Source organism: Thauera sp. WH-1, from assembly GCF_047806685.1.
In the GTDB taxonomy this organism is placed as follows: domain Bacteria; phylum Pseudomonadota; class Gammaproteobacteria; order Burkholderiales; family Rhodocyclaceae; genus Thauera.
On sequence record NZ_JBLQGP010000011.1, the window covers coordinates 88,436 to 102,710 of the forward strand.

13 protein-coding genes and 1 tRNA gene are annotated in these 14,275 nt (G+C 67.8%); 7 read left to right on the top strand and 7 right to left on the bottom strand.

The window, feature by feature from the left end:
- Positions 1 to 56: 56 nt before the first annotated feature.
- The 3 genes from ACMV5O_RS12265 to ACMV5O_RS12275 are packed head-to-tail and all read left to right on the top strand — an operon-like array spanning position 57 to position 4,386.
- On the top strand, positions 57 to 2,105 hold the full coding sequence (locus tag ACMV5O_RS12265) for a TonB-dependent receptor plug domain-containing protein (RefSeq protein WP_416163722.1): 2,049 nt from the start codon (positions 57 to 59) through the stop codon (positions 2,103 to 2,105).
- Positions 2,106 to 2,107: 2 nt separating this feature from the next.
- On the top strand, positions 2,108 to 3,082 hold the full coding sequence (locus ACMV5O_RS12270) for an ABC transporter substrate-binding protein (RefSeq protein WP_416163770.1): 975 nt from the start codon (positions 2,108 to 2,110) through the stop codon (positions 3,080 to 3,082).
- Complete coding sequence (locus ACMV5O_RS12275) at positions 3,079 to 4,386, top strand: diguanylate cyclase (RefSeq protein ID WP_416163723.1); 1,308 nt, start codon at positions 3,079 to 3,081, stop codon at positions 4,384 to 4,386. The genes ACMV5O_RS12270 and ACMV5O_RS12275 overlap by 4 nt, the downstream gene beginning before the upstream one ends.
- Before the next feature lie 32 nt (positions 4,387 to 4,418).
- Here ACMV5O_RS12275 and apaG read toward each other — a convergent pair whose 3' ends face one another.
- Positions 4,419 to 4,802: a Co2+/Mg2+ efflux protein ApaG gene (gene apaG / locus ACMV5O_RS12280; protein ID WP_416163724.1), complete on the bottom strand. Its 384-nt coding sequence runs from the start codon at positions 4,800 to 4,802 to the stop codon at positions 4,419 to 4,421.
- A 65-nt stretch (positions 4,803 to 4,867) separates the two neighbouring features.
- Between apaG and purB the strand changes: the two genes are divergently transcribed.
- Positions 4,868 to 6,244 (top strand): adenylosuccinate lyase, encoded by a 1,377-nt coding sequence (purB, locus tag ACMV5O_RS12285; RefSeq protein WP_416163725.1) that lies wholly within the window; start codon positions 4,868 to 4,870, stop codon positions 6,242 to 6,244.
- An 85-nt stretch (positions 6,245 to 6,329) separates the two neighbouring features.
- Positions 6,330 to 6,647, top strand: a complete 318-nt coding sequence (locus tag ACMV5O_RS12290; protein WP_416163726.1) for a DUF2322 family protein — start codon at positions 6,330 to 6,332, stop codon at positions 6,645 to 6,647.
- A 301-nt stretch (positions 6,648 to 6,948) separates the two neighbouring features.
- Here ACMV5O_RS12290 and secF read toward each other — a convergent pair whose 3' ends face one another.
- From secF to queA, 5 genes are all read right to left on the bottom strand, one after another.
- On the bottom strand, positions 6,949 to 7,881 hold the full coding sequence (gene secF, locus ACMV5O_RS12295; protein ID WP_416163727.1) for a protein translocase subunit SecF: 933 nt from the start codon (positions 7,879 to 7,881) through the stop codon (positions 6,949 to 6,951).
- A 21-nt stretch (positions 7,882 to 7,902) separates the two neighbouring features.
- Positions 7,903 to 9,756 carry a protein translocase subunit SecD gene (secD, locus tag ACMV5O_RS12300; protein WP_416163728.1) on the bottom strand — a complete coding sequence of 618 codons (1,854 nt, stop codon included), beginning with the start codon at positions 9,754 to 9,756 and terminating at the stop codon, positions 7,903 to 7,905.
- A gap of 144 nt (positions 9,757 to 9,900) precedes the next feature.
- Positions 9,901 to 10,224, bottom strand: a complete 324-nt coding sequence (yajC, locus tag ACMV5O_RS12305; protein WP_416163729.1) for a preprotein translocase subunit YajC — start codon at positions 10,222 to 10,224, stop codon at positions 9,901 to 9,903.
- Positions 10,225 to 10,338: 114 nt separating this feature from the next.
- Positions 10,339 to 11,451 carry a tRNA guanosine(34) transglycosylase Tgt gene (gene tgt / locus ACMV5O_RS12310; RefSeq protein WP_416163730.1) on the bottom strand — a complete coding sequence of 371 codons (1,113 nt, stop codon included), beginning with the start codon at positions 11,449 to 11,451 and terminating at the stop codon, positions 10,339 to 10,341.
- The gene (gene queA, locus ACMV5O_RS12315; RefSeq protein WP_416163731.1) at positions 11,441 to 12,517 is read right to left on the bottom strand and encodes a tRNA preQ1(34) S-adenosylmethionine ribosyltransferase-isomerase QueA; all 1,077 of its coding nucleotides are present in this window, start codon (positions 12,515 to 12,517) and stop codon (positions 11,441 to 11,443) included. Before queA ends, tgt begins: the two co-directional genes overlap by 11 nt.
- Before the next feature lie 118 nt (positions 12,518 to 12,635).
- Here queA and ACMV5O_RS12320 point away from each other — a divergent pair.
- Positions 12,636 to 12,720: transfer RNA gene (locus ACMV5O_RS12320), tRNA-Leu, on the top strand.
- 106 nt (positions 12,721 to 12,826) lie between these two features.
- Here the strand turns inward: ACMV5O_RS12320 and nhaR are convergent.
- The gene (nhaR, locus tag ACMV5O_RS12325; protein WP_416163732.1) at positions 12,827 to 13,738 is read right to left on the bottom strand and encodes a transcriptional activator NhaR; all 912 of its coding nucleotides are present in this window, start codon (positions 13,736 to 13,738) and stop codon (positions 12,827 to 12,829) included.
- A gap of 154 nt (positions 13,739 to 13,892) precedes the next feature.
- On the opposite strand from nhaR, the gene ACMV5O_RS12330 reads away from it, so the two are divergent.
- A complete protein-coding gene (locus ACMV5O_RS12330; RefSeq protein ID WP_324537924.1) occupies positions 13,893 to 14,237 on the top strand; it encodes an HPF/RaiA family ribosome-associated protein in 345 nt (114 codons plus the stop codon).
- The last annotated feature ends 38 nt before the right edge of the window (positions 14,238 to 14,275 follow it).

The following is a 14,275-nucleotide window of genomic DNA, read 5'->3' on the forward strand; positions in this document are numbered from 1 at the left end:
TGCAGGCGCGGGGTTCTGGGTTCGGTTGTTGTCGGCGTCCGTTGTGGCGCACGCTGTTGGGGCTCGTCTGCCTGCTTCCTGCCGGCGCGCAGGGCGGCGATCCCTTCTTCGACGACATTCCGCTCGTGCTCACCGCCTCACGCCTGGTGCAGTCGCCGCTCGATGCGCCGGCACCGGTCACGGTCATCGACCGCGACATGATCGAGGCCTCGGGCTTCACCACGATCCACGACCTGCTGCGCCTGGTGCCCGGCTTTCTGGTCGCCGATATCGCCGATGGCTCGCCCTCGGTTGCCAGTCATGGCCTCGGTGATGCCTATGACCGCCGGATCAAGGTCATGATAGACGGGCGCACCATCAACAGCCCGCTGTGGGGCGACACCAAGTGGGACAATCTGCCGCTGCGGGTCGACGACATCGAGCGCGTCGAGGTCGTGCGCGGGCCCAACGGCGCGGCCTACGGGGTGAATGCCTTCCAGGGGGTGGTGAACATCATCACGCGTTCGCCTGCGACCGAGAGCGGCGGCGCCGTGATCCTGCGTCGCGGGCGGGACGGCTTCTACGACTACGGTGTGCGCATCAACGGCGCAGGCGATGCCGCCCTCGACTGGCGCCTGTCCGCATCGCGGCGATCGGTGGTGAATTTCGAGTCCCACTTCGAGGATAATCCGCCCACGCAGCGCCTGCATGGGGCGGAGAAGCTGACGCGCAACGTGGCCAACTTCAACGCCACGCTGCAACTCTCGCCCGTCGACGAGTTCGGCCTGCAGCTCGGTATCAGCGCGGGGCCGAGCTGGCGCGGGGGGCCGGATTACCTCGATTTTCCGCCCCATGAAGAGCGTGACCGCTCCCTCTATCTGCAGGCCGGCTGGGAGCGTCGGGTGGACGCCGACACCTCGGTGAGCCTGCGCTACTACCGCCAGCAGGAGCGCGCCGAAGGCGACTGGACCGTGCTCGAGAAGGATGCAGGCGGCGTACTGCAGGCCTACCTCGGCAGCCGCGATAGCGAGGTGCAGCGCGATGACCTGGAGCTGCAGCTCAGCGGGCGCTGGTCGCCCTCGATCGCGGCCATGCTGGGCCTCGGCCTGCGTTCCGAGCGTGCCCGTTCGCTGAGCCTTTTCGGCCGCGATGATTGGCTCGATGCCACGCACGCCCAGCTCTTCGGCAGCGTCGAGTGGCGTCCGGTCGAGGCCTTGCGCATCAACGTCGGCGGCACGCTCGAGCGCCATGACTACAGCGGCTCGCTGTTTTCGCCGCGTTTCGCGGCGAACTACGCCTTCAGCCCCGATTCGGCGCTGCGCTTTTCCACCGGCACCGCCTATCGCGCGCCCACCTTGATGGAGTCCAAGGCCTTCCAGACCTATCGCGATGGCGACGACATCCGTCGCATCCTGTTCCGCAGCCTTGAGCCGCTGCAGAGCGAGCGCCTGCGTTTCATCGACCTCGGCTATGTCGCCCACTTCCGTCCGCAGGGGCTGACTCTGGATGCAAGGGTGTTCCGCGAGTACTACGAGCGCTTCATCGATGACCGCAGCTGCCGGACCTTCCCGGCGGGCTTCGATTTCGACCAGCTGGAGCCCGGCGTGCGGGCGAACTTCATGAAGGATGCCTGCCCCAACCGGGAAGGGCCCGATTTCAAGCCCATCACCCCCGGCCAGAAGGCCTTCTACTTCTTCAATGCCAATGACTTCCGCATGACCGGGGCGGAGTTCTCGATCGACTGGCGCCGCGACGGCTGGGGGCGGGCGATCCTGTCGCAGTCCTTCATCCGCATCGACGAGGGCGAGCCCTACAGCGACCGTGACATTCCCGACAGTGCGCCGCACGCCACGACCTCGCTGCTGCTGATCAAGGAACTCCCGGAGCGCTGGCGAGCGAGCCTGGGCTACTACCGCAACGGTGAGTACTACTGGATGAACGGCGGGGATTACATCCCGCGCGGCGAGCGTTTCGATCTCAAGCTGGCGCGCCGCTTCGGCGCACCGGGCTCGGACAGCGAGTTCTCGGTGACCGCGCTCAGCGTCAAGGGCAAGTACCCCGACTTCCACAATGGCAAGTACCGCCATCAGGCCCACCTCTTTGCCACACTGCGGATCGGCTGGTGAGCATGACGGCGCGGGCGGGTGGATCGATGGGCTGCCTGGCGCGCCTCGTGCGCCGATGCCTGTTCGTCTGCTCGCTGCTCGGGGCGGCCCTGGTGTCGCCTGCTGCGCAGGCACTGGAGATCGCACTGCTGCTGTCGGAGCAGAAGGGGGCGGCGCAGCAGTTCGTCCATGCCCTGCAGGCCGCCCTCAAGCCCGGCATGCACCGTGTGGTTCAGGCCGGCGCCGTGCGCCAGGGCCTGCAGCCGGAGGGGGTCGAGGGCGCCGACCTGATTGTCGCTGCCGGCCGCGATGCGGCCGAGGCGGCGCTGCGCGATTCCGACCGTCCGGTGCTGGCGGCGCTGCTCGGGGTGCGCGACGTCGAACGTCTGCGCGCGGCCTACCCGAATCGTCGGCTGGGCGCAGTCGTGCTCGACCAGCCTCCCGCGCGCCATCTGCGCCTGGTGCGCGCGATCCTGCCGCAGGAAGCGCGTGTGGGCGCGCTGCTGGGGCCGGACAGCCGGCACTTCGAGTCCGAGCTGATGCGGGCGGGCGCGGCCGAGCGCTTCGAGGTCGACGTGTTCGAGATCAGTGATGGCAGGGAGCTGAACGGCGCGCTGCAGTTCCTGCTCGACAAGGCCGGGGCCCTGCTGGCACTGCCCGATGGCGTGGTCTCCAGCCCCAATGCGGCGCGTGCGATCCTGCTCACGAGCTACCGCTACCGGCGCCCGATCTTCGCCTTCTCGGCGGCCTACGTCACCGCCGGGGCCCTGGCGGCAGTGTTCAGCACGCCCGAGCACATTGCGAACGATGTCGCCGACCTGCTTGGCACGGATCTTCTCAGCACGGGCGGGGTGGCGCAGCTCGCCAGCGGCGTGCGCTACCCGGAGCGTTTCGACGTCGCGGTGAATCGTACGGTGGCGCGTGCGCTCGGCATTGCCGTGCCCGACGACCAGGTCCTGCGCGAGCGCGTGGCGAGCCGCGGGGAGGGCAGACGATGAGGTGGCTGCGCACCATGTCGCTCGGGCGCAGGATGTTGATGGTGCTGCTCGTGCCCAGCCTCGTGTTCGCCTTCGTGCTGGGCGCGCTGTTTCTGTACCAGAGCAACCGCGATCTCGACCAGGCAACGCTGGCGCGCGGGCAGGCGATCGTGAGCTTCCTCGGCCCGGCGGCGGAGTACGTCCTCGTGTCGGGCAATCCGGTCGCGCTCGAGGCGCTGATGGCGCGCGCCCTGGAGCAGGCCGAGGTCGCCGCCGTCGCCTTCTACGATGCCGAGGGCGAGGTCCTCGGCCACGCCGGCGAGGCCTTGTCCGGCTTGCCCGTGGCGGTGCGGGAGGCGAGCGGGGATGAGGTCGTGGTCGATGTCGGCGCAGGGCGGCTGAGATTTTCCGCCGCGGTCCTGAGTGGGGCGCCCGAGGTCGTCGACTACCCTTCGCCGTCGATGGCAGGCGACGCCGAGCGCCTCGGCTGGGTCCAGGTGGAGCTGGACACGAGCGCGCGCGACGCCGCCAAGCGTCGGGTCCTGCTCACCGTGGGCAGTGTCGCGCTGCTCGCCCTCGCCGGTGCCGTGGTGATGGCCTTGCGCCTGGCGCGCGCGGTGGGCACGCCGGTGGCGTTGCTGGTGCAGGCCGTACGGCGCATGGCGGCCGGCGACCTGCAGGCGCGGGTGCCGGCACAGTCGGCGAGCGAGGAACTGCGTGCGCTCGAATCCGGCTTCAACGCCATGGCCGAATCGATCGCCGACAACCAGCGTACGCTGCAGGCGCGGATCGACGCGGCGACCGCCCAGCTCGCACACCAGGCGCGCCACGATCCATTGACAGGGCTCCCCAATCGGCGGGCCTTCGAAGAGGCGATCGAGCACGCGGTGGCGATCCATCGCCGTGCCGGCGACGTGCTCACCCTGCTGTTCCTCGATCTCGACCACTTCAAGGCGGTCAACGACACCTGCGGCCATGGCGCCGGCGACCGCCTGCTGTGCGATCTGGCTCGCCTGCTGCGCGCGCGATTGCGCGTCGAGGACCAGGTCTTCCGCCTGGGGGGCGACGAGTTTGCGGTGATCCTGCGCGGCTGCAGTCGTGCTGACGCGCATGTCATTGCCGGCGCGCTCTGCGAGGCCGTCAGCGGCTTCGCGTTCGTCTGCGCGGGGCAGAGCTTCCGCGTCGGTGCCAGCGTCGGCCTGGCGCGCATGGAAGGCGACATCCATGACGTTGCGGCCGTGATGCAGGCCGCCGACCAGGCCTGCTACGAGGCCAAGCGCGAGGGGCGCGGTCGTGTCATCGAGTATCGCCGGCCCCGGGCCTGACAGAAGGGGGGGCGCGGAGGCTCGGCAGCGTCTCAGTGCAGTGCCCGCGGCATCGCCAGCATGAAGGGCGGGATCTCGGCCTCGAAGCGGTGCTCGTCTTCACCGAGCATCTGGTATCGCCCGTGCATGGTGCCGACCGGCGTCTCGAGCACGCAGCCGCTGGTGTAGCGGAAGTGCTCGCCGGGTGCGAGCTTGGGCTGCTCGCCGATCACCCCCTGGCCATGCACCTCCTGCACCTTGCCGTGGCCGTCGGTGATGATCCAGTGGCGGGCGAGCAACTGCGCGGGCCGCGTGCCGACGTTGCGGATGGTGACGCGGTACGCAAAGACGAAGTGCTCGTCCTCGGGCCTGGATTGGGCGGCGACGTACTCGGCGGTGGCAGTCACCTCGATCTTGTAGCGCTCCGAAGTGCTCACGGTGGTTTGTTCTCTTCTGTGATGGGTGAGGCGCTAAAATAGCATCTTTGTCCGGAAGCTCCGTTATGTCGAACGCCTCGCCGTCCCCGCTCACCGCCCTGTCCCCGCTCGATGGCCGTTACCACGGCAAGGTGGCCGGCTTGCGCGACCATTTCTCCGAGCATGGCCTGATCCGCAATCGCGTCAAGGTCGAGGTGCAATGGCTCAAGGCGCTCGCGGCCGAGCCCGCGCTGGCGGAGATCGCCCCCTTCTCGGCGGCGACGGTGGCCGAACTCGACGCGGTGGTGGCCAACTTCTCGACCGGCGACGGCGAGGCGGTGAAGGCGATCGAGGCCACCACCAACCACGACGTCAAGGCCATGGAGTACTGGCTCAAGAAGCGCCTCGGCCACAACGCCGAGGTCATGAAGGTGTCCGAGTTCATCCACTTCGCGTGCACCTCGGAAGACATCAACAACAGCTCGCATGCGCTGATGCTGGCCGAAGGCCGCGACCAGGTGCTGCTGCCCGCGCTCGACGCCGTCATCGCCCGCTTCCGCGAACTCGCGCATGCCCTGGCCGACCTGCCGATGCTGTCGCGCACCCATGGCCAGCCCGCCAGCCCGACCACGCTCGGCAAGGAGATGGCCAACATCGCCGCACGCCTGATGCGCGCCCGTGCTGCCATTGCCGGCGTCGCGATGTGCGCCAAGTTCAACGGCGCCGTGGGCAACTACAACGCCCACCTGTCGGCCTGGCCGGAGTTCGACTGGGAAGGCTTCAACCGCCGCTTCATCGAGTCGCTGGGCCTGACGTTCAACGAATACACGATCCAGATCGAGCCGCACGACGCCATGGCCGAGCTGTTCGATGCCATCGCGCGCGCCAACACCATGCTGATCGACGCCTGCCGCGACATCTGGATGTACATCTCGCTCGGCTACTTCAAGCAGAAGCTCAAGGAAGGCGAGGTCGGCTCCTCGACCATGCCGCACAAGGTCAACCCGATCGACTTCGAGAACGCCGAAGGCAACTTCGGCCTCGCCAACGCGGTGCTCAAGCACTTCTCCGAGAAGCTGCCGATCTCGCGCATGCAGCGCGACCTCACCGACTCCACCGTGCTGCGCAACATGGGCGTGGGCTTCGGCCACACCGTGCTCGCGCTCGACAGCTGCCTGCGCGGCCTGGGCAAGCTCGAGGCCGACCCCGCGCGCCTCGCGGCCGACCTCGACGAGTGCTGGGAAGTCCTGGCCGAGCCGGTGCAGACGGTGATGCGCCGCTACGGCATCGAGAACCCCTACGAGCAGCTGAAGGCCATGACCCGTGGCAAGGGCATCACCCGCGAGGCGCTGCACGACTTCGTCCGCAGCCTGGCGATCCCCGCCGAGGCGCGCGACCACCTGCTGGCGATGACGCCGGCGAGCTACGTTGGCAAGGCCGCAGAGCTCGCCCGCCGCATCTGAGCATCGACCGAATCGGCCGGCCGCGCGCCGGCGGCCATCCCGACGCCACCTTCGCGGTGGCGTTTTCACGACAAGGAGCACCCGAATGGCTTTTGCCGACAACCTCAAGAACCTGCCCGGCGTGTCCCACCTCGCCGCACTCAACCTGATCGACGCCGCCGACGCGGTTGTCGCCAGCATCGAGAACAAGCCCGGCCAGGCCGGCTCGCTGGCGGTCTACAACCACCTCGCCCAGCTCTACGGCGCGATCAGCCCCGAGGCGGCGAAGAAGGGCCTCGAGCTCTACGCCGAGCACACCGAGGACGCGCGCACCCACCCCGGCAAGCACCCCAACATCGACCGCCTGATCGGTCTGATCGAGCGCGGTGAGACGCTCAAGGTCAAGCAGGTTTTTGCGGTCTGAGGAAATTGTTGCGCGAGGCGGCGGGGTCGGGCTGGGGGGAGCCAACTTCATGAGCGCCGAGGGGGAGGGCGTTGCGGGGGAAACAAGGCGACGCATGTCCGAGGCGCGTAGCGCCGAGTTTGCGTCGCCGCCCCCGCAATGTCCTCCGCCGAGGGCAGCCCGGAGCGTAGCGCAGGGCCGCGAGTGCAGGCGGCGACCGCCAGCCCGACCCCGCCGCCGGATCGAAGCCGCGCAAACGCCTGCCACTCAAAAAAGAAGGCGCCCCTCAAGGCGCCTTCGTTACAACTGGCAGGAGGAGGCCTCAGACCACCGCCTCTTCCTTCTCCTTCTTCGGCTTGATGAACTGCTCGCGCGACACCCCCAGCCACATCACCAGCGGGCTGGCGACGAAGATCGACGAATAGATGCCGAAGCAGATGCCGATGGTCAGCGCCAGCGCGAAGTAATACAGCGTCTCGCCGCCGAAGATCAGCATCGACACCACCATCATCAAGGTACTGCCGTGGGTGATCACGGTACGCGAGATCATCGCCGTGATCGCATGGTCCAGCACTGCCGGCGTATCCATGTTGCGCTTCTTCTTGAAGGTCTCGCGCACGCGGTCGAACACCACCACCGACTCGTTCACCGAATAACCCAGCACCGCCAGCACCGCAGCCAGCACCGGCAGCGAGAACTCCCACTGGAAGAAGGCGAAGAAGCCGATGATGATGATCACGTCGTGCAGGTTGGCGATGATCGCCGACACCGCGAAGCGCCACTCGAAGCGCATCGCCAGGTAGATCACGATGCCGATGATGACCAGCAACAGCGCCATCGCGCCATCGGTCGCGAGCTCCTTGCCCACCTGCGGGCCCACGAATTCGACCCGGCGCAGCTGCGCCTCGGGCCCTTCGATGCCTTGCAGCGTCGTCATCACGCGCTCGGAGATACGGCTCGTGTCGAGGTCGTCGCGGTTGGGCATGCGGATCAGGATCTCGCGCGCGCTGCCGAAGTTCTGCACCTGGGCGTCGGGGTAGCCATCGCGCGCGAGCGCCTGGCGGACGTCCTCGATGCGCGGCGGCTCGGCGTAGCCCACCTCGATCAGGGTGCCGCCGGTGAACTCCACCGACAGGTTGAGCCCGCGCAGCACGATGAAGAACACCGCGACCACGAAGGCGAGGCTGGAGAACAGGTTGAACTTCAGCGCATGGCGCATGAAGGGGATGTCGGATCGCTGACGGAAGAATTCCATGATCGTTTCTGTCCTTGTCCCTTAGTTGGCCGACTGGCCCAGATGCAGCTTGGCGATCTTGCGCTGGCGGCCGTAGATGAAGTTGATGATCATGCGCGACACCAGGATGGCGCTGAACATCGAGGTCAGGATGCCGAGGCAATGCACCACGGCGAAGCCGCGCACCGGGCCGGAACCGAACACCAGCAACGCGATGCCTGCGATCAGGGTGGTGATGTTGGCGTCCAGGATGGTGTCGAAGGCGCGGTCGTAGCCTGCGGAGATCGCCGCCTGCGGCGTAGCGCCGTTGCGCAACTCCTCGCGGATGCGCTCGTTGATCAGCACGTTGGCGTCGATCGCCATGCCCAGGGTCAGCGCCATGGCGGCGATGCCGGGCAGGGTCAGCGTGGCCTGCAGCAGCGACAGCAGCGCCACCAGCAGCACGAGGTTGAAGGTGAGCGCGATCACCGACACCAGGCCGAACAAGGTGTAGTAGGCGGTCATGAACACCGCGATGGCGAGGAAGCCCCAGATCACCGAGTTCGAGCCCTTGGTGATGTTCTCGGCCCCCAGGCTGGGGCCGACGGTGCGCTCCTCGATGATCTCCATCGGCGCGGCCAGGCTGCCGGCGCGCAGCAGCAGGGCGACGTCGTTGGCCTCGGCCGTGGTCATGCGGCCCGAGATCTGCACCCGGCCGCCACCGATCTCGCTGCGGATGACCGGCGCGGTCACGACCTCGCCCTTGCCCTTCTCGAACAGCAGGATGGCCATGCGCTTGCCGACGTTTTCGCGCGTGACGTCGCGGAAGATGCGCGCGCCGGCGGCGTCGAGCGTGAGGTGCACCGCGGGCTCGTTGGTCTGGCCGTCGAAGCCGGGCTGGGCGTCGGTGAGGCGGTCGCCGGTGAGCACGACCTGTTTCTTGACCAGCAGGGGCGAGCCGCCGCGCTCGTTGTAGAGCTCGGTGCCGAAGGGCACGTTGCCGGCGAGCGCCTGCTCGATCGCGCCCGGGGTGTCGTCCACCATGCGCACTTCGAGGGTCGCGGTGCGGCCCAGGATGTCCTTGGCCTTGGCCACGTCCTGCACGCCGGGCAGTTGAACGACGATGCGCTCGGCGCCCTGCTGCTGAATCACCGGCTCGGCCACGCCAAGCTCGTTGATGCGGTTGTGCAGGGTGGTGATGTTCTGCTTGATGGCAAAGTCGCGCATCGTCTGCTGCGCCTGCGGCGTCAGCGTGGCGATCAGCTTGAGGTCGTCGGCGGCGTCATCGCGGTCGGCGAGTTGCAGGTCGTTGCTGGCGTCCTGGATGGCGCGGCGGCCGGCCTCGCGCTGTTCGGCGTCGCGGAAGCGGATGACGACGGTGTTGCCCTCGCGGGTGATGCCTGCGTGGCGCACGCTCTTGTCGCGCATCAGGGTGCGCAGGTCGCCGGTGGTGGCATCCAGACGCTTGGTCAGCGCGCCGGGCATGTCGACCTCGAGCAGGAAGTGCACACCGCCGCGCAGGTCAAGGCCAAGATACATTGGCAGGGCCTTGATCGAGGTCAGCCAGCTGGGCGAGGCCGACAACAGGTTGAGCGCGACGACATAGGAGGGGTCGGCGGGATCGGGGTTGAAGGCCTGCTCGATGACGTCCTTGGCGCGCAGCTGCTGCTCGGTGTCGGCAAAGCGGGCGCGCACGCTGGTGGCGTCGGAGAAGACGCCGGTGTGGGCGATGCCGGCCTCGCGCAGGGCGCTGTTGAGGCGGTCGGTGGTGCTCGCGGGGTCGAGCTTGAGCGTGGCCTTGGCGCTCGAGACCTGCACCGCCGGGACTTCGCCGTAGAAATTGGGCAGGGTGTAGAGCAGGCCCCAGAGCAGCACGAGGACGATCAGGGCGTTCTTCCAGAGGGGGTAGCGGTTCATCGTCGGCGGGAGAGGTGTGGAGGCGTCACGGTCACGTGCGAAGCGGGGCAGCGAACGGGGCGCGAGGCCGGCTGCAGCAAGTGCAGCGGGTGGGGTGAAGCGAAACGCGCCGGCGGACCTGGGGCCGACCGGCGCGTGGAAGGCTTACAGCGACTTCAGCGTGCCCTTGGGCAGCACGGTGGCGACGGCCTGCTTCTGCACGGCGACCACGGTGTTGTTGGCGACCTCCAACTGCACGAAGCTGTCGCCAACGTCGGTCACGCGGCCGGCGATGCCGCCGCCGGTCACCACCTCGTCACCCTTGGCGAGGGCCTCGACCATGGCCTTGTGTTCCTTCGCGCGCTTCATCTGCGGGCGGATCATCAGGAACCACAGCACCACGAACATCAGGATCAGGGGCAGCAGGCCCATCAGGCCGCCAGTGGGGTCGCCGCCCGCGGCTTGGGCATAGGCATTGGAAATCAGCACGTTGATAACTCCGGGTTGGCAAAAAAGCGCTCGATTATAGCAGCAGCCGGGTAAGGGGCCGGTTGCATGGGACGTCGGCGCCGGGCGCCGGTTTCATTCATTCCTTGCATCCGCTCATTGCGTGCCGGTGGCGCGCTCGCTGCGGAAGCCTCGGACGTAGGTCTCGAGCTGGCCTGCGGCGATGGCGTCGCGCAGCTCGGCGGTCAGGGTCTGGTAGTAGCGCAGGTTATGCACGGTATTGAGCATGCTGCCGAGGATCTCGCCGGTGCGGTGCAGGTGGTGCAGGTAGGCGCGGCTGAAGTTGCGGCAGGTGTAGCAGTCGCACGAGGGGTCCAGCGGCCGGGTGTCGGTCTTGTGCGCGGCGTTCTTGATCTTGATGTCGCCGTAGCGGGTGAACAGCCAGCCGTTGCGCGCGTTGCGAGTGGGCATGACGCAGTCGAACATGTCGATGCCGGCGGCGACGCCGTCGACGATGTCCTCCGGTGTGCCCACGCCCATCAGATAGCGCGGCTTGCCCTGCGGCAGGCGCGGCGCGGTGTGGGCGAGGATGCGCGCCATGTCTTCCTTGGGTTCGCCTACCGACAGGCCACCGATGGCAAAGCCGTGGAAGCCGATGTCTTCGAGCACGCCCTGCGACTCGTCGCGCAGGTCCTCGTACATGCCGCCCTGGACGATGCCGAACAGCGCGTTGCTGTTGCCGAGGCGGTCGAACTCGTTGCGCGAACGCTGCGCCCAGCGCTGCGACAGGCGCATCGACTTGGCGGCCTCGTCGCGGCTGGCGGGGTAGGGCGTGCACTCGTCGAAGATCATCACGATGTCCGAGTTGAGCACGGTCTGGATCTGCATCGAGATCTCGGGCGTCAGGAACAGCCTGGCGCCGTCGATCGGGCTGGCGAACTTGACCCCTTCCTCGCTGATCTTGCGCAGCGCACCCAGGCTGAACACCTGGAAGCCGCCCGAGTCGGTGAGGATGGGCTTGTCCCAGGCCATGAAGCGATGCAGGCCGTCGTGGGCGGCGATGATGTCCAGCCCGGGGCGCAGCCACAGATGGAAGGTGTTGCCCAGGCAGATCTGCGCGCCGATGTCGGCGAGCATCGCCGGCGTCATCGCCTTGACCGTACCGTAGGTGCCGACCGGCATGAAAACCGGGGTTTCGACCACGCCGTGGGCGAGGGTGAGGCGGCCGCGGCGGGCGCCGCCGTCGGTGGTGAGGAGTTCAAATTGCATTGTCGAGCTCGTCGTTCTCGGCTTCGTTGCGGCGGGTGAGGAACATCGCGTCGCCGTAGCTGAAGAAGCGGTAGCGCGCCTCGACCGCGTGGGCGTAGGCGCGGCGGATGCTGTCCATGCCGGCAAACGCCGACACCAGCATCATCAGGGTGGACTTGGGCAGGTGGAAATTGGTGATCAGCGCATCCACCATCTGGAAGCGGAAACCGGGGAGGATGAAGATCTCCGTCTCGCCGCTGCCGGCTTCGAGTGCGCCGTCCTGGGCCGCAGCCTCGAGCGCACGCATGCTGGTGGTGCCGACCGCGATCACGCGTCCACCGGCGGCGCGGGTGGCGGCGATGGCGTCGACGGTCTCCTGCGGGATCACGTAGCGCTCGCGGTGCATGCGGTGCTCGCCAAGGTCGTCGACGCGCACGGGCTGGAAGGTGCCGGCGCCCACGTGCAGGGTCAGCCAGGCGCAGCGCGCGCCGCGTGCCGCGATGCGCTCGAGCAGCGCCTCATCGAAGTGCAGGCCCGCAGTGGGGGCGGCGACCGAGCCGGGTTCGCGCGCATACACCGTCTGGTAGCGGGTCTCGTCCGCGTCGCCGGCCGCGCGCTGGATGTAGGGCGGCAGCGGCAGCTTGCCGCGGCGCTCGAGCAGCGCGAACAGGTTCTCGCCCTGCGGGAAGCGCAGGTGGAAGAACTCGCCGACCCGGCCCAGCACCTCGACGTCGAAGGCGTCGGCAAGGCGAAGCCGGGTCCCGGTCCGGGGTGATTTGCTGGCGCGAATCTGAGCGAGCGCCTCGTGCGGGCCGATGGCACGCTCGATCAGCACCTCGATCTGGCCGCCGCTGTCCTTGATGCCATGCAGGCGGGCATGGATCACGCGGGTGTCGTTGAAGACGAGGAGGTCGCCCGCCCCGATCAGGTCGGGCAGCTCGGTGAAGCAGGCGTCGGCCAGCACGGGGGCCGCGCCGGCGCTGGGGGTGACGACGAGCAGCCGGCTGGCGCTGCGCTCGGGCAGCGGCGTCTGGGCAATGAGATCGGCCGGCAGCAGGTAGTCGAAGTCGTTCAGGGTCAGTGACATGGAGATCAGGGCAGAAGTGGTGAATTGCACGCGAACATCGTCCGCGCCGCGCCGCGCGGTGGCGCATGCCGCCTTGCTTGCCCGCGCCGGGATTGTTCGGACATAATGCGCGTCCCATGCCGGGATGGCGGAATCGGTAGACGCAGCGGACTCAAAATCCGCCGCCGCAAGGTGTGGGGGTTCGAGTCCCCCTCCCGGCACCATCTGCACCCTCCCTCACGTCGAAGGGCGCTCAGGGTCGCTGTCTGCGCTAAACGGCGCCTTTCCTTCCGGCCCGCGATTCTGGATCGCCTGCGGTCGAAAATCAAATCAGCTCGGGTTCTGCTTGCCCAATTGGCGACTCGCCATCGCGGCCTCGCTGATGGCGCGCACCGCCGCGTGCGTCAGCCTGCGCTCGACCGAGATGGCGTAATAGGTCTCGGTGACGCCGTCGGCGTTGCCCAGGTGCACCATGCCAGCCTGCTTGCACAACTGCTCACCGACCAGCGAGGCGCTCGGGAAGATCCCTGCGCCGGCCTCGGCGAAGGCGCGCATGAGGGCGCTGTCGTCGAATTCGCCGACGATGCGTGGTCTGATCCGCGCGGCCTCCACCCAGCGCAGCAGGGGGGCACGCACGCTCGCTTCAGCGCCCGGCAGCAGCAGTGGGGCACGGTCCAGGCAGGCCGGAAAGTCGCCCTGCAGCGAGGTCGCGAGCGCGGGCGTCGCGTACAGGCCGATCGTCGACTCTCCCAACGCGTGGCTGTAGCCGCGTACGTCCATATTACCCGGTAGCGGGCTGTCGGCGAGCACGACGTCGAGCTTGTGGATCGCCAACTCGCCCAGCAGGGCATCGAACTTGCCCTCGCGGCAGACGATGCGCATCGGCTCGGGCAGATCCATCGAGGGCGCCAGCAGCAGCCAGGCAATCGCCTTCGGCACCACGTCGGCGATGCCGACGCGAAAGGGCACGGCCCGCCCTGCGGCCCGGCTGCGCAGGGCGTCCTCGAGCTCGCTGCCGAGCCGAAAGATCTCCTCGGCGTAGTCGAGCACCATGCGTCCGCTCTCGGTCAGCGCCAGATTCCGGCCCTGGCGCTTGAACAGGCTGACGCCGAGCTCGGTCTCGAGCGCGGCGATCTGCCCGGACAGGGTTTGGGGCGCGAGTCCGGAACGTTCTGCGCCGCGCACGATCCCACCGGCACGGGCTGCGGTCCAGAAGTGGTGGAGCTGCTTGTAGTTGAGCATCGGGTGGCACCCTATGGCGCAGGCTGAAGATACTTCGAAAAAATCTGATAAAGATTCTGTTGAACCGGGATTTTATCGAAGAGTCTGAGCGTTAGTATCCGTCGAGGCGTGGTGCCCGACGGCAATTGCGCGACAAGAACGAAGGAGACTGCACATGCGTATCGATCTGCACTGCGACAATGTCGAGGCTGCACCCGGGCTGCGTGACTACGTGACGCGGCGGATGCGCTTTGCCATCGGACGCTTTCGCGACCATATCCAGTGGGCGCGGGTCAAGGTGGCCGATGTCAATGGACCGCGGGGCGGCACGGACAAGCGATGCGTGGTACAACTGCGGCTGCGCAACCTGCCGGACGTGGTCTTCGCCATCACGCAGATCGAGGTCCGGGCTGCGGTTGATGAGGCGGCGGACCGTGTCGCGCGGGTGCTGGCGCAGCGTGTGCGGCGCAATCAGCGCCCGCAGCGGGCGGCAAGCACGCTTGGCGCCATGCCTGCCTGATCTTCCGGCTTCATAAAACAAATCCTTAACTTCCCTCT